This is a genomic window from Burkholderia sp. Bp9012 (genome assembly GCF_003853825.1).
GTDB lineage: Bacteria > Pseudomonadota > Gammaproteobacteria > Burkholderiales > Burkholderiaceae > Burkholderia > Burkholderia diffusa.
Window position 1 is genome coordinate 283,696 of the sequence record NZ_QTQA01000005.1, and the last position, 23,786, is coordinate 307,481.

Annotated in this window: 22 protein-coding genes; 19 read left to right on the forward strand and 3 right to left on the reverse strand. The window is 66.9% G+C overall.

Translation table 11 applies throughout. The features are described from left to right. Window positions 1-56 precede the first annotated feature (56 nt). The 16 genes from DIE11_RS09300 (at window position 57) to DIE11_RS09380 (ending at window position 16,282) form a co-directional block, all read left to right on the forward strand. A complete protein-coding gene (locus tag DIE11_RS09300) occupies window positions 57-2,381 on the forward strand; it encodes an FdhF/YdeP family oxidoreductase (RefSeq protein WP_124623068.1) in 2,325 nt (774 codons plus the stop codon). A gap of 12 nt (window positions 2,382-2,393) precedes the next feature. Next, window positions 2,394-3,314 (forward strand): bestrophin family protein, encoded by a 921-nt coding sequence (locus tag DIE11_RS09305; protein ID WP_124623071.1) that lies wholly within the window; start codon window positions 2,394-2,396, stop codon window positions 3,312-3,314. A gap of 161 nt (window positions 3,315-3,475) precedes the next feature. Continuing rightward, the gene (locus tag DIE11_RS09310) at window positions 3,476-3,805 is read left to right on the forward strand and encodes a hypothetical protein (protein WP_059607190.1); all 330 of its coding nucleotides are present in this window, start codon (window positions 3,476-3,478) and stop codon (window positions 3,803-3,805) included. 247 nt (window positions 3,806-4,052) lie between these two features. Beyond that, on the forward strand, window positions 4,053-4,385 hold the full coding sequence (locus tag DIE11_RS09320) for a sugar ABC transporter ATPase (protein ID WP_124623176.1): 333 nt from the start codon (window positions 4,053-4,055) through the stop codon (window positions 4,383-4,385). 138 nt (window positions 4,386-4,523) lie between these two features. Next, window positions 4,524-6,113: an ABC transporter substrate-binding protein gene (locus DIE11_RS09325; RefSeq protein ID WP_124623072.1), complete on the forward strand. Its 1,590-nt coding sequence runs from the start codon at window positions 4,524-4,526 to the stop codon at window positions 6,111-6,113. Between the two features lie 79 nt (window positions 6,114-6,192). Further along, complete coding sequence (locus tag DIE11_RS09330; protein ID WP_124623074.1) at window positions 6,193-6,735, forward strand: class I SAM-dependent methyltransferase; 543 nt, start codon at window positions 6,193-6,195, stop codon at window positions 6,733-6,735. Between the two features lie 26 nt (window positions 6,736-6,761). Continuing rightward, a complete protein-coding gene (locus DIE11_RS09335; protein ID WP_124623076.1) occupies window positions 6,762-8,015 on the forward strand; it encodes a hypothetical protein in 1,254 nt (417 codons plus the stop codon). Window positions 8,016-8,304: 289 nt separating this feature from the next. Continuing rightward, complete coding sequence (gene sapR, locus DIE11_RS09340; protein ID WP_124623077.1) at window positions 8,305-9,192, forward strand: sap1 transcriptional regulator SapR; 888 nt, start codon at window positions 8,305-8,307, stop codon at window positions 9,190-9,192. Window positions 9,193-9,208: 16 nt separating this feature from the next. Then, window positions 9,209-9,772 (forward strand): D-alanyl-D-alanine dipeptidase, encoded by a 564-nt coding sequence (gene ddpX / locus DIE11_RS09345; protein ID WP_059607182.1) that lies wholly within the window; start codon window positions 9,209-9,211, stop codon window positions 9,770-9,772. 70 nt (window positions 9,773-9,842) lie between these two features. Further along, entirely contained in the window at window positions 9,843-11,444 is a 1,602-nt protein-coding gene (locus DIE11_RS09350; protein WP_059607180.1) for an ABC transporter substrate-binding protein, read from the forward strand. Window positions 11,445-11,454: 10 nt separating this feature from the next. Continuing rightward, a complete protein-coding gene (locus tag DIE11_RS09355) occupies window positions 11,455-12,525 on the forward strand; it encodes an ABC transporter permease (RefSeq protein WP_124623079.1) in 1,071 nt (356 codons plus the stop codon). 66 nt (window positions 12,526-12,591) lie between these two features. Continuing rightward, window positions 12,592-13,506 carry a nickel transporter permease gene (gene nikC / locus DIE11_RS09360; RefSeq protein ID WP_059607176.1) on the forward strand — a complete coding sequence of 305 codons (915 nt, stop codon included), beginning with the start codon at window positions 12,592-12,594 and terminating at the stop codon, window positions 13,504-13,506. Window position 13,507: 1 nt separating this feature from the next. Then, the gene (locus DIE11_RS09365) at window positions 13,508-14,422 is read left to right on the forward strand and encodes an ABC transporter ATP-binding protein (protein WP_124623081.1); all 915 of its coding nucleotides are present in this window, start codon (window positions 13,508-13,510) and stop codon (window positions 14,420-14,422) included. After that, the gene (locus tag DIE11_RS09370; RefSeq protein WP_124623083.1) at window positions 14,419-15,180 is read left to right on the forward strand and encodes an ABC transporter ATP-binding protein; all 762 of its coding nucleotides are present in this window, start codon (window positions 14,419-14,421) and stop codon (window positions 15,178-15,180) included. Before DIE11_RS09365 ends, DIE11_RS09370 begins: the two co-directional genes overlap by 4 nt. Window positions 15,181-15,326: 146 nt before the next feature. Next, window positions 15,327-15,581 (forward strand): GlsB/YeaQ/YmgE family stress response membrane protein, encoded by a 255-nt coding sequence (locus DIE11_RS09375; protein ID WP_057924918.1) that lies wholly within the window; start codon window positions 15,327-15,329, stop codon window positions 15,579-15,581. Between the two features lie 365 nt (window positions 15,582-15,946). Beyond that, window positions 15,947-16,282, forward strand: coding sequence for a type 1 fimbrial protein (locus DIE11_RS09380; protein ID WP_124623085.1), 336 nt, complete (start codon window positions 15,947-15,949; stop codon window positions 16,280-16,282). Between the two features lie 25 nt (window positions 16,283-16,307). Here the strand turns inward: DIE11_RS09380 and DIE11_RS09385 are convergent, their stop codons facing one another. The 3 genes from DIE11_RS09385 to DIE11_RS09395 form a co-directional block, all read right to left on the reverse strand. Then, entirely contained in the window at window positions 16,308-17,180 is an 873-nt protein-coding gene (locus tag DIE11_RS09385; protein ID WP_059607168.1) for a LysR substrate-binding domain-containing protein, read from the reverse strand. Between the two features lie 123 nt (window positions 17,181-17,303). Continuing rightward, a complete protein-coding gene (gene bla / locus DIE11_RS09390) occupies window positions 17,304-18,203 on the reverse strand; it encodes a class A beta-lactamase (protein WP_124623087.1) in 900 nt (299 codons plus the stop codon). A 208-nt stretch (window positions 18,204-18,411) separates the two neighbouring features. Continuing rightward, window positions 18,412-19,242: a peptidoglycan DD-metalloendopeptidase family protein gene (locus DIE11_RS09395; protein WP_124623089.1), complete on the reverse strand. Its 831-nt coding sequence runs from the start codon at window positions 19,240-19,242 to the stop codon at window positions 18,412-18,414. A 535-nt stretch (window positions 19,243-19,777) separates the two neighbouring features. Here DIE11_RS09395 and DIE11_RS09400 point away from each other — a divergent pair. The 3 genes from DIE11_RS09400 (at window position 19,778) to DIE11_RS09410 (ending at window position 23,687) form a co-directional block, all read left to right on the forward strand. Beyond that, window positions 19,778-20,674 carry a LysR substrate-binding domain-containing protein gene (locus DIE11_RS09400; RefSeq protein ID WP_124623091.1) on the forward strand — a complete coding sequence of 299 codons (897 nt, stop codon included), beginning with the start codon at window positions 19,778-19,780 and terminating at the stop codon, window positions 20,672-20,674. 51 nt (window positions 20,675-20,725) lie between these two features. Then, window positions 20,726-21,112 carry an ester cyclase gene (locus tag DIE11_RS09405; RefSeq protein WP_124623093.1) on the forward strand — a complete coding sequence of 129 codons (387 nt, stop codon included), beginning with the start codon at window positions 20,726-20,728 and terminating at the stop codon, window positions 21,110-21,112. Window positions 21,113-21,524: 412 nt separating this feature from the next. Further along, window positions 21,525-23,687 carry a hypothetical protein gene (locus DIE11_RS09410; protein WP_124623095.1) on the forward strand — a complete coding sequence of 721 codons (2,163 nt, stop codon included), beginning with the start codon at window positions 21,525-21,527 and terminating at the stop codon, window positions 23,685-23,687. Window positions 23,688-23,786 lie beyond the last annotated feature (99 nt).

Sequence of the window (23,786 nt, forward strand, 5' to 3'; positions counted from 1 at the left end):
CACAGCGGCCGGAACACTGCGCGTACTCTCCGTGCATCGACCCCGACACACGCATCATGAAAAAGAAATCCGCCGCCGCGCGCATCGAACCGTACACCCACCCGGCCGCCGGCTGGGGCGCGCTGAAAGCCGTCACGATCAACCTGATCAAGGAAAAGGTCGCCGGCGGCAACTACCGCACGCTGCTGCGCCAGAACCAGCCGGACGGCTTCGACTGCCCGGGCTGCGCGTGGCCCGACCGCCAGCATGCCTCGACGTTCGAATTCTGCGAGAACGGCGTGAAGGCCGTGGCCGCCGAAGCGACGAGCAAGCGCGTGACGCCCGAATTCTTCGCCGCGCACACCGTCGCCGAGCTGCTCGAACAGTCGGATTTCGAACTCGAACAGCACGGCCGCCTGACCGACCCGATGGTGTACGACGCGCGGACCGACCGCTACGTGCCGATCGCGTGGGACAACGCGTTCGCGCTGATCGCACGCCACCTGCGCGCGCTGCCGGACCCGAACCAGGCGGCGTTCTACACGTCCGGCCGCGCGAGCAACGAGGCGGCGTTCCTGTATCAGCTGCTGGTGCGGCTGTACGGCACCAACAACTTCCCCGACTGCTCGAACATGTGCCACGAGGCGACGAGCCGCGGGCTGCCGGCGTCGGTCGGCGTCGGCAAGGGCACCGTCACGCTCGACGATTTCGAGCACGCGGATATGCTGCTCATATTCGGCCAGAATCCGGCAACCAACCATCCGCGGATGATGGGCGAGCTGCGCGAATGCGCGAAGCGCGGCGCGACGATCGTGTCGATCAACCCGCTGAAGGAACGCGGACTCGAACGCTTCGCCGATCCGCAAAGCCCGCTCGAGATGCTGACGATGTCGGGCACGAAGATCGCGTCGACGTTCATCCAGCCGACGATCGGCGGCGATTTCGCGTTGATCAAGGGGATGGCGAAGCGCGTGCTCGAACTCGACGACGCCGCGCGCGCTGCCGGTGCGCCGCGTGTGCTCGACACCGCGTTCATCGGCGAGCACACGGCCGGCTTCGATGCGTTCGCCGAAGATCTGCGCAACGAAAGCTGGTCCGCGCTGACGGCCGAAAGCGGCGTGCCGTACGAGCAGATCGACGGCCTCGCGCAACGCTATGCACGCAGCGAGCGCGTGATCGCGACCTGGGGCATGGGCATCACCCAGCACAAGCATTCGGTCGCGACCGTGCAGATGCTGACGAACCTGATGCTGATGCGCGGCAACGTCGGCCGCCCCGGTGCGGGCCTGTGCCCGGTGCGCGGCCACTCGAACGTGCAGGGCAACCGCACGGTCGGCATCGAGGAAAAACCGTCGCAGGCGTTTCTCGACCGGCTCGGCCACGTGTTCGACTTCGAGCCGCCGCGCCATCACGGCTACGACGTCGTCGAAACCATCGAAGGCATGCTCGAAGGCCACGTGAAGGTGCTGATCGGTCTCGGCGGCAACTTCGCGATGGCGACGCCCGACACGCCGCGCACGTGGGAAGGCATGCGCCGCTGCGACCTCTCCGTCCACATCACGACGAAGCTGAACCGCAGCCACCTGATTCATGGCCGCGACGCGCTGATCCTGCCGACGCTCGGCCGTACCGAGATCGACCTGCAGGACAACGTCGCGCAGGGCGTGACGGTCGAGGATTCGATGAGCATGGTCCACGTGTCGTACGGGATGAACAAGCCGGCGTCGCCGAACCTGATGTCGGAGCCCGCGATCGTCGCGCACATCGGCCATGCGCTGTTCGGCAGCGGCAAGATCGACTGGCTCGCGTACAAGGACGACTACGCGAAGATCCGCGACGCGATCGAGGCGACCGTCGACGGCTTTTACGACTACAACGCGCGCATCGCGCGGCCGGGTGGCTTCCACCTGCGCGTCGCGTCGCGCGACCGCGAATGGCTGACGCCCACGGGCAAGGCGAACTTCATCGCACATGCGCTGCCGACCGACACGCCGATCCAGCGCGCCCGCGCACTGCACGGCGAGCGCCTGATGACGCTGATGACGACGCGTTCGCACGACCAGTACAACACGACCGTCTACGGGCTCGACGACCGCTATCGCGGCGTATTCGGCCAGCGCCGCGTGGTGTTCGTCAACCGCGACGACCTCGCGATGCTCGGCCTGAAGGCCGGCGAATGGGTCGACATGGAAACCGTGTGGCACGACGGCATCGAGCGGCGCGCGGACGGTTTCCTGCTCGTCGAATACGACATCCCGCGCGGCTGCATCGGTGCGTATTACCCCGAAACGAACCCGCTGGTGCCGCTCGACAGCGTCGGCGACGTGTGCAACACGCCGACGTCGAAGTCGGTGCCCGTGCTGCTGCATCGCGCGGCCGCGCCGGCGTCGGCCGCTGCCTGACGGAGCGCCGCGATGATCGTTCGGCCGCGCGAGCACTGGCTGCGGATGCTGCTCGTCTGGAACGGATCGGTACTGCCGACCATCCTGCCGCAGCTCGCGCTGACGCTCGCGATCAGCTTGGTCGCGGTATGGGGCGGCGGCCGCCTGCTCGGCGAGAAGGTGCCGCTGAATCCGACGCCGTTCACGCTGATCGGCCTCACGCTCGCGATCTTCGCGGGGTTTCGCAACAACGCGAGCTACGAACGCTATCGCGAGGGGCGGCAGCTGTGGGGCGGCGTGCTGACCGCCACGCGCACGCTGGTGTCGCAGGCGCTCTGCTACGGCGCGATCGACGGCGACGACGCTGCGCGGCAGGCGTTCGTGCGCAAGGTCGTCGCGTTCGTCCATGCGTTGAAGCATCAGCTGCGCGGCACCGATCCGGCGGCGGACCTGCGCACGCTGCTCGACGGCGCGACCTATACGCGCATCGTCGCCGCCCGGTTTGCACCGATCGCGATCGTCCATGAACTGCGCGAAGCATTCGCCGCGCGCGCCGACGCGGGCCATCTCGCCGATACCCGGCTGTGGATGCTCGACGTGCGCCTCGACGATCTCGTGTCGATGGTGAGCGGCTGCGAGCGCATCGCCTCGACGCCGATCCCGTTCTCGTACGACGTGCTGCTGCACCGGACCATCTACGCGTACTGCGTGCTGCTGCCGTTCGGTCTCGTCGATTCGATCGGCGCGGCGACACCGTTCGTCACCGTGTTCGTCGCCTATACGCTGATCGCGCTCGACGCGATCGCGCATGCGATCGCCGAGCCGTTCGGCGACGGACCGAACCAGCTCGCGCTCGATGCAATGACGCGAACGATCGAGCGAACGCTGCTCGAACTGAACCGCGAACCGCTGCCGGCCGAAGTGACGCCGAGCCCCGCGTATCGGCTCACCTGACGGGCCGACGCTGCCGACGCGCGACGCACGCTCGGCCGGCCTGGCCGCTGTAATGAAGACTTGCAATCGATACAGCCGGAAACGTCAACAGCCGGGGGGCGCACAGCGTTTTTTCCACAAGCGCGCACGTTTCGTGACGCGCAACGACAGGAGAAAACGTCATGCGAGCCCTTACCCGCCATCTCACGATCGCCGCCACCCTGATGTCGGTACTGACCGGCACCGCGTTCGCCGAAACGCCGTGGCAGCAAGCGCATCCGCGCCGCGAGGAGGTCAACCAGCGCCTCGCCAACCAGAATCGCCGGATCCGTCACGAAGTGAAGGAAGGCGAGATGTCGCACGCCCAGGCCGCGCGCCTGCACCGTGACGACCGAAAAATCCGCCAGGAAGAGCGGGACATGGCCGCGCAGGATCGCGGTCACATTACGCAGAGCGAAAAGCACGTGCTGAACCAGCAGGAAAACGCGGTCAGCCACAAGATCGGCCAGTAACGCCGGCAAGCGTCGATTCGCCATCGCTTGAAACGCCCGCTGCCGCCGTGCGGCAGCGGGTGCTTGTTGTTGTATCGAATCGTTTCAGCAGGCCGTTCGCGTCAAGTGCCGCAGGTATACTTCGACGTCAGCCGCCACCCGCATCGACCGTCAACAACGGCACGATTCCGGCGGTTTCGTCGCGAAGCTCCGCGTTTCGCGTACCCCGCGCCCCAGCCTCGACACGAGACACACGACGATCCCGATCATGAAACGATTCCTGCTGCTCCTTCCCGCCGCCCTGCTCGCCGCCTGCGGCTCGGCGCCCTCGTCCGATTCGGCCGCGTCCGGCTCGGCACCGATGATCTACGTGTCGTCCGCGCGCCCGGCCCACGCGATCGCCAACTGCCTCGACAGCCGCCTGTCCGACACTGCGCAATCGCAGCACAACGGCGTGACCGACATCACCGTCGGGTCGCGCTCGTATTTCGTCACGCTCACGCCGTCGGGCAACGGGTCCGTCGTCAAGGTCGTGCGCGGCTCGGGCAGCGAGCCGGCCGAGGAAGCGATGCGCTTCGCGATCGCGCGCTGCGTGATCTGACCGCCACCGGCGCCGGGCGCTCCGCCCGGCCCGCAAGCCACGTCACCCGGGCGCCGTCATGCGCGTCCGTCGAATTTTTTCATCCGGGCCGCCGTCGATGAGAGAATCGCACCACGATTCCCTTTCCACGGAGCCCGCATGAAGCACCTGCTGTCCCGGCTGTTCGTCAGCGCCGCGCTCGCCGCGCTTGTTCCGGCGCTGCCGGCGCAGGCCGCTACGCCGCCCGGCATCTTCGTCGTCGCCACCCAGCTCGGCGAATTCACGACCCTCGATCCGAGCGAAATCTACGAGCTCGTGCCGTCCGAGTACGTCGCGAACACCTACGAACGGCTCGTGCGGGTCGACCTGAAGGACCCGACGCGCTTCGACGGACAGATCGCGCAATCCTGGTCGGTCGGCGCCGACGGCGTCACTTACACGTTCAAGCTGCGCCCCGGTCTCACGTTCCACTCCGGCAACCCGGTCACCGCCGACGACGTCGCGTGGTCGCTGCAGCGCACCATCCTGCTCGACAAGGGCCCGGCCGGCGTGCTCGCCGATCTCGGCCTCACGAAGGCGAACGTGATGCAGAAGGTGCGCGCGGTCGACCCGCAGACCTTCGTGCTCGAAACGGACCACAAGTACGCGCCGAGCTTCGTGCTCAACGTGCTGAGCGCGTGTCCGGCGTCGGTGCTCGACAAGAAGCTGCTGATGTCGCACCAGCAGGGCAGCGATTTCGGCAGCGCCTGGCTGAAGACCAACGACGCGGGCTCGGGCCCGTACCAGCTCGTCAAGTGGACGCCGAACGAAAGCATCGTGCTGCAGCGTTTCGACAAGTACCGCGCGCCGTACCCGATGAAACGCGTCGTGCTGCGCCACGTGCCCGAGGCATCCGCGCAGCGGTTGCTGCTGGAAAACGGCGACGTCGACGCCGCGCGCAACCTGAGCCCCGACAGCCTCGCCTCGCTGACCAAGGCCGGCAAGATCAAGGTCGCGTCGTGGCCGGTGTCCGCGCTGCTGTACCTGAGCCTGAATACGAAGAACCCGAATCTCGCGAAACCCGACGTGCAACAGGCGATGAAGTGGCTGGTCGACTACGACGGCATCCAGCGCAACATCGTCAGCACGACATACAAAGTGCACGAGACCTTCCTGCCCGAAGGCTTCCTCGGCACGCTGAATTCGAACCCCTACAAGCTCAACGTCGCAAAGGCGAAGGCGCTGCTCGCGAAAGCCGGCTTGCCGAACGGATTCGACGTGACGATGGACATGCCGAACGATTATCCGTACCTCGAGATCGCACAGGCACTGCAGGCGAACTTCGCGCAGGGCGGCATCCGCGTGAAGCTGATTCCGGGCGATGCGAAGCAGGCGATCGGCAAGTACCGCGCGCGCCAGCACGACATCTTCATCGGCGAATGGTCGCCGGACTACATGGACCCGAACAGCAACGCGCGCGGCTTCGCCTGGAATCCTGACAATTCCGACCAGTCGAAGACGAAGATGCTCGCATGGCGCAACAGCTGGGACATCCCGCAACTGACGAAGGACACCGAGGCCGCGCTCGTCGAGCCGTCGCCCGCGAAGCGCGCGCAGCGTTACGAGGCGCTGCAGAAGGCCGTGCTCGCGAACTCGCCGTTCGTCATCATGTTCGAGAAGGTCGTGCAGGTCGCGACGCGCCCCGGCACGACCGGGCCGGAGATCGGGCCGATCAACGACCTCGTGTCGTACCGGACGCTGGCAAAATAAGGCCGGCTGCCCGCGCGGCCGGCGACGCCGGCGCGCGGGTGCATCCATCATCCAATATGCTTCGCTCGGGGACCACGCAATGCGCTCATTACAAGAACTGCGCCTGGAATTTCTCCAGTACAAGATCGAACCGATCGGCTGGCTCGGCGACAGCCCGTCGCGCTTCGACTTCTACACCCGCACTGCGGAAGGATGCGACAGCGTCGTCGAGCTGGGCGTATTCACCGGCCTGACCACGACGGCCTTCATGCTCGCGCAGCCGAAGCGGCTGGTGTCGGTCGACATCACCGATCAGTATTTCCACATCCAGGATGAGCTGAAGCACGCGGCGAATGAACTGGCGATCGACTTCGAATTCAGGATCGCCGACGATCTCGCGATGGAGCCGCTTGCATCCGACCTGCTGTTCATCGACACCACGCACACGTACGAGCAGACGCTCGCCGAACTGAACCGGTTCGGCCCGCTCGCGCGCAAGAAGATCGTGCTGCACGACATGAACACGTCGGGCGTCTACCAGGCCGTATTCCAATGGCTGTGGGACAACAAGCAGTTTCACATCACGTATCACGACAGCCGCGGCTGCGGCGCGGTCGTCTGCGAGCGTCACGTCGGCTATTGAGCCGCGCACGCGCGACGGGAGGCACCATGCATTCGAACGGGCACGCGGTCTGCGTGGCGATCAACGACAACAACCGCGCGAGGTACGAGATGCTCGTGCCGTTCCTGCTGTCGCTGCGGCACACGGGTTACGACGGACTGGTGGCCGTCATCGGCTACGGGCTGTCCGAGCACAAGCGGCGCATCCTGGAAAGCCAGTCGGTCGACGTGATCGAAGCGTCGAGCGCGCATGCGCTCCCGGTCGGCCGCTTCATCAAGGCCGCCGGCTATTGCGCGCGCAATCCGCACATCACGAAACTCGCGCTGTACGACGCGGACATCTGGTTCTGCGCGCCCTCCTTCGACCTGTTCTCCCGGATCGCCGACGATCGCCTGTATGCGTGCCCCGACCCGCTGTTCTGCACGTTCGTGGTCACGCCGCTGATCGGTGAGCGGCGCGACGAGCATTGGCGCCTCGTCGTCGACGAGGTGCGGACGCGTCACGGCGGTGCGCTGCAGGCCGGGCTCGTCGCCGGCACGGCCACCGCGTGGGCGCGCTTCGCGGCGCACCTGCGCGACTGCGTCGCCCGCATCGGCACCGACTTCCAGGAATGCTTCGGGATCGACACGACGTTCCTGCACCTGTGGGGCGCACGCGGCGAAACCGCGTTGCTCGACCCGGTCCAGAACTTCGTCAGCAAGAACGGCATTCACGAATCGTTCGACGCGCGCAACGGCACCACGACGCTGCGCTATCAGGGCGAACCGATCCGCGCGCTGCACATGACCGGCGACATCCGCTTCCTCGACCGCTGGCGCTACTACGCGAACCACGTCGACGCCGCATTGCGCGACGGCGTGCCGTTCGCGCTGTCGGACGGCACGCCGTCGCCATCCGACACGGCCGCCGCCAGCATCGCCGCGACCGGATTCGTGCGTTCTGCCGGGCTGACCGTCACTTCCGCCGCGGTCGAGCGCAGCGCGGGCGCGTACCTGCAGGCGATCGACGAACCGGGCGGCACGATGCTCGTCGGCAGCGCGAACCACGAGATCGTGTTGACCGCGACCCGCGACATCGCGCGACTGAACGTGTACGTCACGCATCCGTCCGGCACGCCGTCGCCGCTGCGATGCGAGGTGCTGATCGATGGACAGGCGCAGCGCAAGGGCACCGAACTGATGACGCATTTCTGGTATCAGATCGCGGCCGGCACCGTCATCACGCTGCGCTCGACGAGCCTCGGCGGCCAGCAGTGCAATGCGATCTGGCGGCTGCGCGAGACGTCGGACATGCAGCAGTAATCGATGGGCAACGCGTCGAACGCTCGCGTGCCCGGCTTCGAGCGCGCGGCATGTCGTCGAGGCGCCGCGCGGCGAAGCGCCCCGGCAAATTATCTCTGTCAGGCATGAACGCGAAATATGCGTGACTGGAACAATTTCTCCGTTGCCCATCGCGATCCTGTCGTTGGACACGCACGTCCACCCCTATCACCTCCTGTCAAACGATAGTTTTTATTCGCTGGCGCCAATGATTTTGGCTTTGTTAGATAGATGTCAAAGAATCATCCAATGACAACGATCTAACAGACCGATGACCTGTGCATTCGCCCATACCGTCGAATCCCGCTTTGCCGATCTGACGCCGACCGCGAAGCGTATCGCGAGCTACATGCTCGCGAACCTCGATCGGCTCGGCCTCGAAACCGCCGACCAGATCGCGCAGCAGACCGGCACCAGCGGCATTTCGGTCGGGCGGTTCCTGCGCAGCGTCGGTTACCGGAATCTCGACGACCTGAAACGCGAACTGCGTGGCGACGGCGATCGCCCATGGATGATCACCGACCGCCTCGACGAGTACCGCCGCGCCGCCGCCACGCAAACGACCGCCGGCGAAGGCGACAGCGATCGCAGCAGCGGCACGCTCGCGTCGTCGCTCGACCGCGAGCTCGACGCGATCCGCCACGTGTACCGGCTCGCCGAAGAACCGGTGTTCGCGCAGGTCGCGGACCGGATCGCGCATGCCGATGCCGTATTCATCCTCGGCATCCAGTCGACTCGCGGCATCAGCAATGCGTTCAGCAGCTATCTCGAATACCTGCGCCCACGCGTGTTCTATTCCGACGGCCAGTCGGGCTCGTACGTCGATTCGCTGAATTCCGAGTTCGAACGGCCGTACTGCATCGTCACCGACACGCGCGCGTATTCGCGCAGCGCGCGCCGCTATTGCCAGGCCGCCGCCGAACGCGGCCAGCCGTTCGCGCTCGTCACCGATCTGTATTGCCCGTGGGCGCGCGAATGGCCGGCCGACCTGCTGCAGGTGAAGACCGACGTCGGCCAGTTCTGGGATTCGCTCGCGCCGCTCACCTGCCTGTTCAACCTGCTGATCACCGCCGTGGTCGACCGCCTCGGTCCCGCGGTCGACCGGCGCGTCGCGCGCAATCGCGAACTGCAGCGCACGTTCGACCAATTCGAATCCTGAGTCAACCGGACCGCCGATGAACCATCACCGTCTCGTCGAAATCACGCCCGCCACGCATCGCATCGAGATCGATCTCGTCTACGCGACCGAGCACAACCTGACCGGCAAGCCGATCTACCGCAACGCGCACTGTCTGCTGCTCGAGCCGGCCGAAGCCGCGCTGCGCCGCGCGGTCGACGTCGCCGCGCAGGCCGGCTTCACGCTGCGCATCTACGACGCGTACCGGCCGCCGGAGGCGCAGCAGGTGCTGTGGGATTTCCTGCCGGATCCGAACTTCGTCGCCGATCTCGGCCGCGGGTCGAACCACAGCCGCGGCACCGCGCTGGACCTGACGCTCGTCGGCGCGAACGGCGAGCCGCTCGACATGGGCACCGGCTTCGACGAGATGGTGGCCGCGTCGGGCCACTTTCACGCGGGGTTGCCCGAGCACGTGCAACGCAACCGGCTGCTGCTGCTCGGCGTCATGCATGCGGCCGGCTTCGCGCATATCGACAGCGAGTGGTGGCACTACGAGCTGCCCGGTTCGCATGCGCTGCCGCAGATCGACAACGCGGCGAGCGGCCCGTGGCGCCTGATGTAACGATGCTGCACGCCCCCTTTTTCATGCAGGTTCACGTTCAACGACTCAAACGACAGATGGAGAAGCGCCCATGAAATTCCCGACCTCCCGGCTCGTCGCGGCGCTGGCCGCCGCGTCCCTGTTCGCCGCCGTTCCGCTTTCCACCGCCCATGCGGAAACGCCGAAGGACATGTTCGTGATGGCCACGCTGCTCGACGAATTCACGACGCTCGATCCGGGCGAAATCTACGAGCTGGTGCCCGAGGAGTACGTCGCGAACACATACGACCGGCTCGTGCGCGTGGACCTGCGCGATCCGTCGAAATTCAACGGCGACGTCGCGCAGTCGTGGACGGTGAGCGCCGACGGCCTGACCTATACGTTCAAGCTGCGCTCGGGCCTCAAGTTCCACTCGGGCAACCCGCTGACGGCCGACGACGTCGCATGGTCGATCCAGCGCGCGGTGCTGCTCGACAAGGGACCGGCTGCGGTGCTGACCGGCATCGGGCTCACGAAGGCCAACGTCGTGGCGAACGTGAAGAAGCTGGACGACCAGACGGTGTCGATCACGACCGATCACAAATACGCGCCGACCTTCGTGCTCAACGTGCTCGGCTCGTGGCCCGCGTCGGTGCTCGACAAGAAATTGCTGCTGTCGCACCAGCAGGGCAACGACTTCGGCAACGCGTGGTTGAAGACCAACGAGGCCGGCTCCGGCGCGTACAAGCTCGTCAAGTGGTCGCCCAGCGACAGCATCGTGCTGCAACGCTTCGACGGCTACCGTCTGCCGCTCGCGATGAAGCGCATCGTGCTGCGCCACGTGCCCGAAGCGGCGAGCCAGCGACTGCTGCTGGAAAACGGCGACGTCGACGCGGCGCGCGACCTGAGCCCGGACGATCTCGCGTCGGTCGTGAAATCGGGCAAGGCGAAAGTCACGGCCTCGCCGCAGGCGACGCTGCTGTATCTCGGCCTGAACACGAAGAACCCGACGCTCGCGAAGCCCGACGTGCAGGAAGCGCTGAAGTGGCTGGTCGACTATGCGGGCCTCCAGGCCAATGTCGTGAAGACGACCTACAAGGTGCACCAGACCTTCCTGCCCGAAGGCTTCCTCGGCACGCTGAATGCGAACCCGTACAAGCTCGACGTCGCGAAGGCGAAGGCGCTGCTCGCGAAGGCCGGCGTGCCGAACGGCTTCTCGGTGACGATGGACGTGCGCAACGACTATCCGTACACGGAGATCGCGCAGGCCGTGCAGGCGAACTTCGCGCAGGCGGGCGTCAAGGTGCAGCTGATCCCCGGCGACAACAAGCAGACGCTCGCGAAATACCGCGCGCGCCAGCACGACATCTACATCGGCGAATGGTCGGCCGACTACATCGACCCGCACAGCAACGCGCAGGGTTTCGCATGGAACCCCGACAACTCCGACAAGTCGAGCTACAAGATGCTGGCCTGGCGCAACAGCTGGGACATTCCGCAACTGACGAAGGAAACCGACGCCGCGCTCGCCGAGCCGACCGCCGCGCAACGCGCGCAGCGGTACCAGGCGATGCAGAAGGAAATGCTCGCGCGCTCGCCGTTCGTGATCATGTTCGAGAAGGTCGCGCAGGTCGCGACGCGACCCGGCGTGAGCGGGCTCGAAGTCGGGCCGATCAACGACCTCGTGTCGTACCGTAACCTGAAGAAGCAATAAGGTTCGCCGCATGTCGACTCCCGCCTCCTCCCTCGAAGCACTGCGCACGCTGCCCGCGCGGCGCCCGGCCGTGCGCTGGGTGCTACGCGTGCTGCGCTGGGCGCTCACGCTCGCCGTCACGTTCACAGGGCTGCTCGCGCTGACGTTCGTGATCGGCCGCAAGGTGCCGATCGATCCCGTGCTCGCGATCCTCGGCGATCGCGCGTCGGCCGAGGCCTACGCGGCCGAGCGCATCGCGCTCGGCCTCGACAAGCCGCTCGTCACGCAGTTCCTGATCTACGCGCGCGACGTGCTGCACGGCAATCTCGGCATGTCGCTGCTGACGTCGAACCCGGTGCTCGACGACATCAGGCGCGTGTTCCCCGCCACGCTCGAACTCGCGACGATCGCGACGGTGATCGGCATCGCGATCGGCGTGCCGCTCGGCGTCGCGGCCGCGGTGAAGCACAACCGGCCGATCGACCACATCGCACGCTTCGTCGGCCTGATCGGCAATTCGGTGCCGGTATTCTGGCTCGGGCTGATGGGGCTGCTGCTGTTCTATGCGCGGCTGCACTGGGTCGGCGGCCCCGGCCGGCTCGATCCGGTGTACGACGGGATGGTCGACCCGCGCACGGGCAGCCTGCTGATCGACTCGGCGCTCGCGGGCGAGTGGGACGTGTTCCGCAACGCGGTGTCGCACATCGCGCTGCCGGCCGCGATCCTCGGCTACTACTCGGTCGCGTACCTGAGCCGGATGACGCGCTCGTTCATGCTCGACCAGCTGAGCCAGGAATACATCGTCACCGCGCGCGCGAAGGGCTTGTCCGAGCGGCGCGTCATCTGGCGGCATGCGTTCGGCAACATCGCGGTGCCGCTGCTCACCGTGATCGCGCTCACGTACAGCAACCTGCTCGAAGGCTCGGTGCTGACCGAGATCGTGTTCGCGTGGCCGGGGCTCGGCTCGTACCTGACCGGCGCGCTCCTGAACGCCGACATGAATGCCGTGCTCGGCGCGACGCTCGTGATCGGCGTGATGTTCATCACCGTCAACCTGCTGACCGACGCGCTGTACCGTGTGTTCGATCCGCGTGCGCGCTGAGGGCCGCTTCGACATGACCGTTTCCATCCCGCTTCCTTCACCGACCATGCCGAAGGCCACCCGTCCATGAATGCCGAACCTCTCACGCTGCGCGCGTGGCTGCTTTCCGATGCGCCCGCGTCGCGCTCGCAGGCCGCGTTCGGCCTCGCCTACCGCCGCTGGCGCCGTTTCGCGGGCAATCCGCTCAACCTGTTCGGGCTCGCGATCCTGGTGACGCTGATCGTGGTCGCAATCGTCGGCCCGCTGATCATGCCGCACGATCCGCTGCGCCAAGTGCTGTCGGACCGGCTGCTGCCGCCCGGCTCCGCATCGCACTGGCTCGGCACCGACCAGCTCGGCCGCGACATCCTTTCACGGATGATCGCGGGCTCTCGCCTCACGCTCGGCATTGCGATGCTCGTCGTCGTGATCGTCGTGCCGATCGGCCTCGCGATCGGCACGACGGCCGGCTATTGCGGCGGCTTCGTCGACAGCGTGCTGATGCGCATCACCGACATCGCGCTCGCGTTCCCGAAGATCGTGCTCGCGCTCGCATTCGCGGCCGCGCTCGGGCCCGGCGTGATCAACGCGGTCGTTGCGATCTCGATCACCGCGTGGCCCGCGTATGCGCGGCTCGCGCGCGCGGAGACGATCCGCATCGCGCAGGCCGACTACATCCACGCCGCGCGGCTGCAAGGCGCGTCGGGCCCGCGGATCCTGCTGCGCTACATCATGCCGCTGTGCATGTCGTCGGTGATCGTGCGCGCGACGCTCGACATGGCCGGCATCATCCTCACCGTCGCGGGCCTCGGCTTTCTCGGCCTCGGCGCGCAGCCGCCGAGCCCCGAGTGGGGCTTCATGGTCGCGTCGGGCCGCAACGTGCTGCTCGACGCGTGGTGGGTCGCGACGCTGCCCGGCATCGCCATCCTGCTCGTGAGCCTCGCATTCAACCTGCTCGGCGACGGGCTGCGCGACGTCTTCGATCCCCGCCATGGAGCATGACATGCCGATGAATTCCACCACCGCGCCCGCGTCGCTCTGCGAGATCGACGGCCTGAAAATCGGCTTTCGCGGACACGACGGCGTCGTCACCGACGCGGTGCGCGACCTGTCGCTGACGCTCGCGCCCGGCGAACGGCTCGGCATCGTCGGCGAATCGGGCTCCGGCAAGTCGCTGACGGGCCGCGCGCTGCTCGGCCTGCTGCCCGAAGCCGCGCGCTGGTCGGCCCGCACGATGCGCTTCGCGGGCCAGGACCTGCTCGCGATGTCCGCGAGCGAACGCCGGCGCCTGTGCGGCAGCCAGATGGGGATGATCCTGCAGGATCCGAAGTATTCGCTGAACCCGGTGATGACCGTCGCGAAGCAGATGGGCGAAGCGTTCCGGCGGCACGAGCCGCGCTTGCGCGGCCACGCACTGCGCGAGCGGATCGTCGACGCGCTCGCGGCCGTGCAGATCCGCGACCCGGCGCGCGTCGCCGATGCGTATCCGCACGAGCTGTCGGGCGGCATGGGCCAGCGCGTGATGATCGCGATGATGGTGTCGACGGGCCCGCGCCTGCTGATCGCCGACGAGCCGACCTCCGCGCTCGACGTCGCGGTGTCGATGCAGGTGCTCGCGGTGCTCGACGCGATGATCGCGCGGCACAACACGGGCCTGATGTTCGTCAGCCACGACCTGCCGCTCGTGATGTCGTTCTGCGATCGCGTCGCGGTGATGTATGCGGGGCGCGTGGTCGAAACCTGCGCCGCGCGCGACCTGCGCGATGCGACGCATCCCTACACGCGCGGGCTGCTCGCGGCGAACCCGCCGCTCGTCAACCCGCCCGACGAACTGCCCGTGCTGCGGCGCGATCCGGCGTGGCTCGACGCCGCTGCGCCCGCGCCGACCGCTCACATACCGCAGGAGGCCGCACGATGATCGACGTCGATCACGCATCGATCCGTTTCCCGACCCGCACGGGTCACGTCGACGCCGTGCGCGATGCCAGCTTCGCGGTACGCGACGGCGAGGTGTTCGGGCTCGTCGGCGAATCGGGCTCCGGCAAGTCGACGCTGCTGCGCGCGCTGACCGGCCTCGTGCCGCTCGCGGGCGGCAGCCTGTCGATCGACGGGCGGCCCGTCGGCGGCACGCCCGATCGCGCATTTCGCCGCCACGTGCAGATGGTGTTCCAGGATCCGTACGGGTCGCTGCATCCGCGCTTCACGGTGGACCAGACGCTGCGCGAGCCGCTGTCGATCCACGCGATCGACGACGCCGACGCGCGCATCGCCCGCGCACTGTCCGAAGTCGGGCTCGGCCCGTCGTTCCGCTTCCGCTATCCGCACCAGCTGTCGGGCGGTCAGCGCCAGCGTGTCGCGATCGCGCGCGCGCTGATTGTCGAGCCGCGCGTGTTGCTGCTCGACGAGCCGACGTCCGCGCTCGACGTGTCGGTGCAGGCCGAAATCCTGAACCTGCTGCGCCGCCTGCATCGCGAACGCAAACTGACGATGATCCTCGTGAGCCACAACCTCGCGGTGATCGGCTTCCTGTGCCAGCGCGTCGCGGTGATGCAGCATGGCGAGATCGTCGAACAGCTGCGGATCGAGGACGTGCGCGCCGGACAGGTCGCACGCGACTATACGCGCACGCTGCTGCGCGCGACCGAAGGCTACCGCCGCCTCGATCCGGTCGCCTGACATGAGTGCGACGCGCGGGCGTGCGATACTCGGCACCCCGTGCGTCGGTGCGCCAGTGCACCGGCACGCACGCCGAATGGAACCCTCGCGCGCCGCGCGGGTCCATTTCCTTTCGTCAACAGCTCAACAGCTATAGGGAGACGTTCATGCTGCAATTCATCGAAACCCTGGTGGTCGGGCTCATCGTCGGCCTCCTCGCCCGTGCGCTCAAGCCCGGCGACGACAAAATGGGCATCCTGATGACCGTCGTGCTCGGCGTCGTCGGCTCGCTCGTCGCGGGCTACGTCGGCCGCGCTGCCGGCTGGTATGCGCCGGGCCAGGGCGCCGGCTGGATCGCGTCGATCATCGGTGCGATCGTGCTGCTCGTGATCGTCGGCGCGGTGCGCAAGCGCGCGGGCTGACCGCCGCATCGCCCGCGTCGATACGGAAACGGCCGCTCGTCACACGAGCGGCCGTTTTTCTTTCTGCACCCCGCAATTCGCACCCTCGTCGAATCGTTGAGTTCTCAACGATTCACCTGCAAAACCCCTGTCCGTTGGCCGGATTGCCGCGAGCTTACGCCATCGGCAATACCCTGACTTGCGGCCGCACAAATTTGAGATAAATTGATTGGAGGAATACGGCGTCATTTGCTCGTTGCCGTCATTTCCCGTTCTTTCATTCAAGAGGTCCAATGGAATTGCCGTTTACGCATACAGCATCGCAGCGTTGACGGACTGCCATTCGAGCGGCCCCGCTGCGACGCGCTTCCTCTCTGGAGCCTGTCATGAAGCATCGCCTGTTTGCCGCCTCGTTTGCCCTGGCTGCCTCGCTTCTGGCGTCGTCCTCGTCTTTTGCCGCCGGCGCGTCCGGCGTCGTCCACTTCACCGGCATGATCGTCGAGCCGCCGTGTTCGTTCGCACTCGACACGGCCGACGCCGCGCACGCGCACGTGCGCCCCGACTGCCCGCGCCCGGCGAGCGGGCAAGTCGCGTTCATCGACGCGGCCAGCCTGCGCACGATCAAGACCACGACCTTTACGCAGGCCTCGCGCGCAATCGTTTTACCTGACCGTGCGGGCAACGCGCATGCGCCGATGATCGCCGTCGTGACGTACCAGTAGCGCCTGCTGCAGGAGACGTCGCGCGTCAGTCGCGATGGCAGGCGATCCAGTCGCTGAACGCGCGGATCTTCTGCTGGCTGCCGATGCTCTCCGGATAGACGAAGAAATAGCGGGCGCCGGTCTCGAGCACGATGTCGAACGGCCGTTCGAGCCGGCGCGCGGCGACGTCGTCGTCGACGAGCGTCACATCGCCGATCGCGACGCCGAAGCCCTGCATCGCCGCATTCGTCGCGAGATCGAGCGTGTCGAAGGTCGGCCCGCGCTCCGCGTCGACGGCGCGTTCGCCCGCGTGATCGAGCCACGCGCGCCAGTCGCGGTGGTCGCGCGTCGGATGCAGCAGCGTATGGTGCGCGAGATCGCCGACCGCATCGAGCGGCACGGCCTGCCGCAGCTCGGGCGCGCACACCGGCGTCAAGCGCTCGTCGAACAGCGGCAGCGCGAACACGCCGGCGCCCGGCGACGTACCGTAGACGACCGCCGCATCGAACGGCTCGGTCGAGAAATCGACGATGTGCTGCCACGCGGTCGTGATCTGCACGTGGAGCTCGGGATGCTCGCCCTGGAAGCGCATGATGCGCGGCAGCATCCAGCGCATCACGCAAGTCGGCACCTTCAGCGCGAGATCGGTGCGCTGCCGCGTGAGCTTCATCGAGATGTCCTCGATCCGCGCGAAGCTCTCGTTGACCACCGGCAGCAATTGCTCGCCCTCCGCCGTCAGCGTGAGGCCCTTCGCGTGCCGCTTGAACAGCGGAAAGCCGTAATGCGCCTCGAGTGTCTGGATCTGCCGGCTTACCGCGCCCTGCGTGAGGCACAGCTGCTCGGCCGCGCGCGTGAAGCTGCGGTGGCGGGCCACCGTCGAGAAGATCTGCAGCGCGTGCAGGGGTGGAAGTCGGCGCATGACGAAGGGGTAGACGGATCGATCGCACCCAACGAAGGCGCGGCAAGACCGCGCGCCGACACCGGCGCGCGCTGATCGACACGATAAGCCAAACGCGGGCTTTACGCGAGGTGCACCGGACGCTCAGGCCGTGGCGGCGAGCGCGCCCGTCGCGATGCGCGCCGCCGACGCGACGACGTCCGCACGTGCCGCCGCGTCGGCACGCGGCTGCGTGAACGACACGGCCAGCACGATCGGCGCGCGCGACGGCGGCCACAGCACCGCGACGTCGGTCGTCGTGCCGTAACCGCCGGTGCCGGTCTTGTCCGCGATGCGCCAGCCCGGCGGCACGCCGGCCGCGATTCCGGTCGCGCCGCGCGCGCCGCCGGACATCCATTCCGTGAGCTGCGCACGCTGCGGTTCGCGCAGCGTATCGCCCAGCAGCAGCCGCTGCAGCGTGTCGACCATCTCGACCGGTGTCGACGTATCGCGCTCGTCGCGCGGCGCCGCCTGGTTCAGTTCGGGTTCCCAGCGGTCCAGCCGGAATGCGGTGTCGCCGCTTTCGTGCGCGAACGATGTGACGGCCTGCGGACCGCCGAGCACGCCCATCAGCAGGTTCCCCGCGCCCTTGTCGCCCGACTGCAGCATCGCCGTGCAGAGCTGCGCGATCGTCATCCCCGTGTCGACGTGGCTTTCCGTCACCGGCGAGCCGGCCACGACTTCATAGCGGCGATACAGGATGCGGCGCGGCAGCAGCGACGCGTCGAGCGAGCCGCGCGCGAGTATCGCGGCGGCGGCGACGACCGCATAGGTGCCGCACAGCGGGAAGCGCTCGCGCGCGTGATGCGCGATGCGCGTGCCGCTCGACGTATCGAGTGCGGCGACGCCGAGCCGGCCGTTCGACGCTTTTTCGAGCGCGGCGAGTTCGGCCTGGGCGGCATGTGCGCGGCCCTGGTCGGCGACGGGTGCCGACGAGCACGCGGCGACGAACGGCGCGGCGACGGCGGCGAGCAACAGCGAGCGGCGTGTCGGAGAGTGTTCCATGGATGAAGGGTGTTCTGTCGGAAACGGTGGCACGAAGCAACATACGTGCGCATCGACGATGCACACGCATTCACGCCGACGGCCGGCTCGCGACGGCATACGCCGCGCATCCCCGAAGACGTCCGTCGGCCCCGCATGCGGCGGGACGCACATGAACAGGCCCTAGCGTAGCAGCGAGCGCCGCTGCGTTCCAGCGGCGCGGCCTGCATCACCCTTGCGACGAAGGCAGGTACGGCATCGGATTGACGGGCTTGCCGTCGCGCCGCACTTCGAACAGCAGCGCGACACGCGAGTTGTCGAGGTCGCCCATCTCGGCGATCTCGTCGCCCCGGCGCACGATGTCGCCGGTCTTCACGAGCAGCTTGCGATTGTGCGCATAGGCCGTGAGGAAATCCGCGTTGTGCTGGACAATGATCAGGGTGCCGTAATCGTTCAGGCCGCTACCCGCGTACATCACGCGGCCGTCGGCCGCCGCGCGAACCGGGTCGCCCGGCCGACCGGCGATCTGGATGCCGCGGTTCTGCCCCGGCCGGAACGCGTCGACGATCTTGCCGCGCGCGGGCCACGTGAGCGCCACCGCACCCGTGTGCCGCCTGGTTTCCTTCACGACCTGCCGGTCGCTCGCCGTCGACGCGCTCGCCTGCGCGGCGGCCGGCGCCGCGGCCGGCGCGCTGCCACTCGCGCCCGATGCCTGCAACGGCTGCTGGCGAACGATGCGGAGCACCTGCCCCATGCGCAGCCTGCCGCGCCCATCGAGCTTGTTCCAGGTGCGCAGGTCGGCGACGCTGCAGTCGTTCGCGGACGCGATGCCCGACAGCGTGTCGCCGCGTTTCACCACGTACTTCTGCGCGACGAGAATGGGTGCGGGCGGCGGCGTCGCGGGCGTGGCCGCCGGTGCGGCGGCGGGCTGCCCCGACGGCGATCCCGCCAGCGTGTCGCTCGGCGGGACGGACTGCGTGCTGGCACAACCGGCCATGACGAGCACCGCGGCGAGGCCGGACAGCCACGCCGACTTGCGGCAAATCTCGCGCTGTTTCATGGACGATCGACTCCGATTTGACAATCTTTCAAGCATCTCAAAAACGGAACGGCCGACGTGTAACCGGATGCAAACAATCATGACAAACGATCACGAACCGGGCGCCGGCGGACACTCGTTACCGGTAATACGGTCAATTTCGGGAAAACTTGACGGTTTCTGCCGCGCGATGCGGAAGAAATTTCGCGATGGTCCGAAATTTCGAATGGCTTTCAATTTCGATATAGCCGCATCGGACAGCCGATGCGGCTGCGATGGGCGCCCGCTCAGCGCAGCCAGTCGACCAGTTCCGCGCAGGCCCACCCGAGCCCGATGCACAGGAACAGCAGGTGCAACGCGATCTTGAACGACACACCCCACGACGAATCGACCCGCATGACAGTCTCCCCCGGTTGATATGCGGCCATGATCCGGCATCGATCCCGCCCCGAAAATGCGGAACCGGCGAACGGGGTCTCAGGCCCAGCCTGAGACCGGTGCGGCGGTTCCTGCTAACTTATCGGCCATACCAATCCTTACGCGTCCCCACCCCGCCATGCGATTCGACCTGACCGACCTGCGGCTCTTCCTGAACATCTGCGAGGCCGGCACGATCACGGGCGGCGCCGAGCGCACGCACATCACGCTGCAGGCAGCAAGCGAGCGCATTCGCGGGATGGAGGACGAACTCGGCGTGCCGCTGCTGCACCGGAGCAAGTCCGGCGCGCAGGTGACCGACGCCGGCCGCGCGCTCGAGCATCACGCGCGCACGGTGCTGCAGCAGATCGACCACATGCGCGGCGAACTGCAGCAATACGGCCAGGGGCTGCGCGGGCATATCCGCCTGCTCTGCAACACGGCCTCGCTGAGCGAATACCTGCCCGACGCGCTCGCCGCGTACCTGCCGCATCATCCGAAACTGTCGATCAGCGTCGAGGAGCGCTCGAGCCAGGAAATCGTGCACGCGATCCGCAACAAGACGGCCGAGGTCGGCATCGTCGCCGATTCGGTCGGGCTCGGCGGGCTCGAGCAGAAGCCATTCCGCGAGGATTGGCTGATCGCGGTCGTGCCGGCCGGGCATCCGCTCGCCGCGCGCGACAAGGTCGCGTTCGACGAGATCGCCGACGCGGATTTCATCGGGCTGACCGACGGCAGCGCGCTGCAGGTCCATCTCGCGGACCAGGCGCGTGCGCTCGGCAAGCGGATCCGCTACCGTGTGCAGTTGAAGAGTTTCGATGCGATCTGCCGCGTGATCGAAAGCGGCGTGGGGATCGGCATCGTGTCGCGCCACGCGGCCGAGCGCGCGATGCAGACGATGGACGTGCGGCTCGTCGAGCTGTCCGACGCGTGGAGCCACCGCAAGCTGACGCTCTGCGCACGATCGTTCGATGCGCTGCCCAAATATACGCAGGCGTTCGTGTCGTATCTGTCGGGCGAAACGTCATCGCGCTGAACGCCCGCGCCACCCGCAACAGCCGGGCGATACAGGAGGAGGCACCCCGTCATGACGAAACCCGATCTCGCCACGCACTACCGCGCCTACATCGACTGCCTGAACCGCCAGGACTGGCCGGCGCTCGGCCAGTACGTCGCCGACAACGTGATCCACAACGACCGGCCGCTCGGCCTGGCCGGCTACCGCGCGATGCTCGAGCAGGATTTCCGCGACATTCCGGATCTCCATTTCGCGATCCGGCTGCTGGTGTGCGAACCGCCGCGCATCGCGTGCCGGCTTCGCTTCGCGTGTGCGCCGAAAGGGACGTTCATGGGGCTCGCCGTCGACGGCACGCGCGTCACGTTCGCCGAGAACGTCATCTACGAATTTCACGACGGCAAGATCCGGCAGGTCTGGTCGGTGATCGACAAGGCGGCGATCGAAGCGCAGCTCTAGCATCGCCGCGGGGCCGCCGCCGGACGGAATCGACAGCCGAGATCCGGCTTGATTCGATTTTCAGGGGTAACGTTTTCTCTTGCATCTCGCTGGAAGCGCGCCGCCCGAGCACCTTTCCAACGCTTCCGTCGCTGCCGAGATGTCACGCTGCATCGCAGCGAAAATAATAATAAATCGCGGTAATTCCGGCATCAACACCCCATCTTCACGACAGCTGCCATTTCAGCCATCCGGGTTTTCACCGGCGTCTCCGGCGTGAAAGCGCATTGACATCGAAGCAATCGATGCCTAAATTTGGAAAACGTTTTCCTTCGCCTTCAGCGCGACGCCTTCGTGGCCCGCGCAGGGAGAACGCTTGCCTGCCCGAGTTGCGATTCAAGCCTTCATCACTATTCGAAAACCCGGAGACACAATGCATATGCGCAGCAGATTCGCGCTCGGCGCCGCGCTCAGCGCCCTTTCCGTCCTGTTCGTCAGCGCATGCGGCGGCAACGACGTGACCGCCCCGCCACCCTCGTCGCCCCCGCCGTCGACACCGGCGCTCGCGCCGAACTCGTTGCAGGCGCTCGTCTACGGCGCACCCGACACCAGCGTGCCGGCGGGCACGAGCATTCCGGTCACGATGATGGGCCAGATGCGCGCGCTGTTCGACCTGATCCGGAAGTCGCCCGACTTCACGCAGGTCGTGATGGATCTCGGCGACGGTTCGCCGGTTCACGTGCTCGACACGAACACCGGCGACAAATTCCTTCCCGGCAAGCTCGCGCTCGGCCTGTCGTACATCCTGATCGACATGAAGTCGAAGGGCGACCCGCAATACGCAAGCTATCTGGCGACGTACCAGACGATCACGACCGCGATGATGGCGCAGTCGGGCAGCGACTATGCGTATGCAAATACGTCATGGGGCGAGTACTACTACCTCGTCGCGCTGAACAACCTGAAGGCGCACGGCATGCTCAACGAGGTCTTCAGCGACGCGATGCTCGCGACGCTGCAGCAACGGCTCACCTTCTGCGACATGTTCGGCCCCGATGCAAGCGGCAAGACCAGCACCTGCCCGGCCGCCGGCACGCCGATCGACATTGCGTCGCTCAACACCGCGCAGAATTACTATGCGGTGTCCTACGGAATTGCCGGTCTGCGGCAAAAACTCGGCTGGAGCAATCCGTCGTTCTCGTCGGCGACCGATCCGGCCGTCGCGACGATGGGCGCGCGCGATGCGCTGCTCTATACGTTGACGAACCACATCCGCAAGGATTCGTCGGGCGGGTTCTCCGACGAAGCGTCGAACACGCACACGACCTATTACGACCAGGCGCGCTACGACCGCTACAGCACGCTGCTGATCGGCGAAGTGACCGAGCGCACGTTCGAGATGGGCAACGAGGCGAACCTCACGCCGGAACTGAAGGGCTATCTGCGCAAGTCGGTCGACCTGATCCTGCCGCAGCTGAACGCCGACGGCCAGGGCTTCGACTACGGCCGTTCGATCGGCCCGTACGGCGATTCCGCGTTCATGGAGATCCTGACGGCAGCGGCCAATGCGGGCGTGTTGACCGATCAGGAAAAGCAGATTGCGTACGCGTTCATCTACCGGGCCGCGCGTCGCTTCGACACGTACTGGTACGACCCGTCGCTGCCGACGCCGTCGGTGAACATGTGGGTCAAGGGTCGCGGCACGGACGCCTATCGCGGCAAGCCGCGCGTGATGGGCGAGAATTTCAGCCTGCTGCACCAGTACCTTTACGTGAACGCGTGGTGGAACAAGCTCGGCTTCGGCGGCAAGGCGCCGATGGACGATGCGGCCTACGATGCGTGGCTCGACGCGCTGCCGCGCTACACGCTCACCCGGTACAACCAGCCCGGCGATACCGCGCATCCGTACGACGCGGCGCTGCTCACCGTGCGCGACGGCCGCCGCGTGATCAACCTGAATCTCAGCCAGGCGCCCGACTACAACTCGTTCACGCCGTACTACCCGGTGCCGTTCTCCGACAAGCTGATCTACGGGACGACCGATCTGGGCTATGCACTGCTGGTGCCGCAGGTGTCGTACAACGGGAAGACCTACGTGCCCGTCACGTACTACAAGAACCTCAACGTGCAGCAGGCCAACGGCCAGGTCGTCGTGTCGTTCGACACGGCGAAGTTTCGTCTCGCGTCGAAGAACGCGGCGTACACGACGGATCTCGACCTCCAGGTGCATACCGTGCTGACGTTCGCGCACGGCACGATCTCGCGCAGCGACACGCTTGCTTCGGGCTCGCTCGCCGGCAACCTGTCGGTCGAGACGGACTTCGCGTCGTTCGCGGACTTCGCGTCCACGCAAGCAAACGGCGACGGCACATCGGTGACGTACGCGAACAGCGCCGCGACCGGCTATGCGGCGTCCGGGTTCGACGCCTGCGCGCTGTCCGCCTTCGACACGGTCAACGGCGCGACGAACCCGCTGTCGACGACGCCGATCGGCCAGCTGCATTCGAACTTCGCGTGCAAGACCGCGCCGTTCGCGCTCGGTGCGGGCGTCACCCGCACGTTCGGGTGGACGCTGAAGTACGCCGACCCGGCCTGAGCGGCCTGGCCGCCGCTCCGTGAGCGTCCTCGAAGCCGGCGCTCGAAACCGGCTTCGGGGCATTCACGCGCGGCGCGCATGGCGCGTGTCGGCGATGCC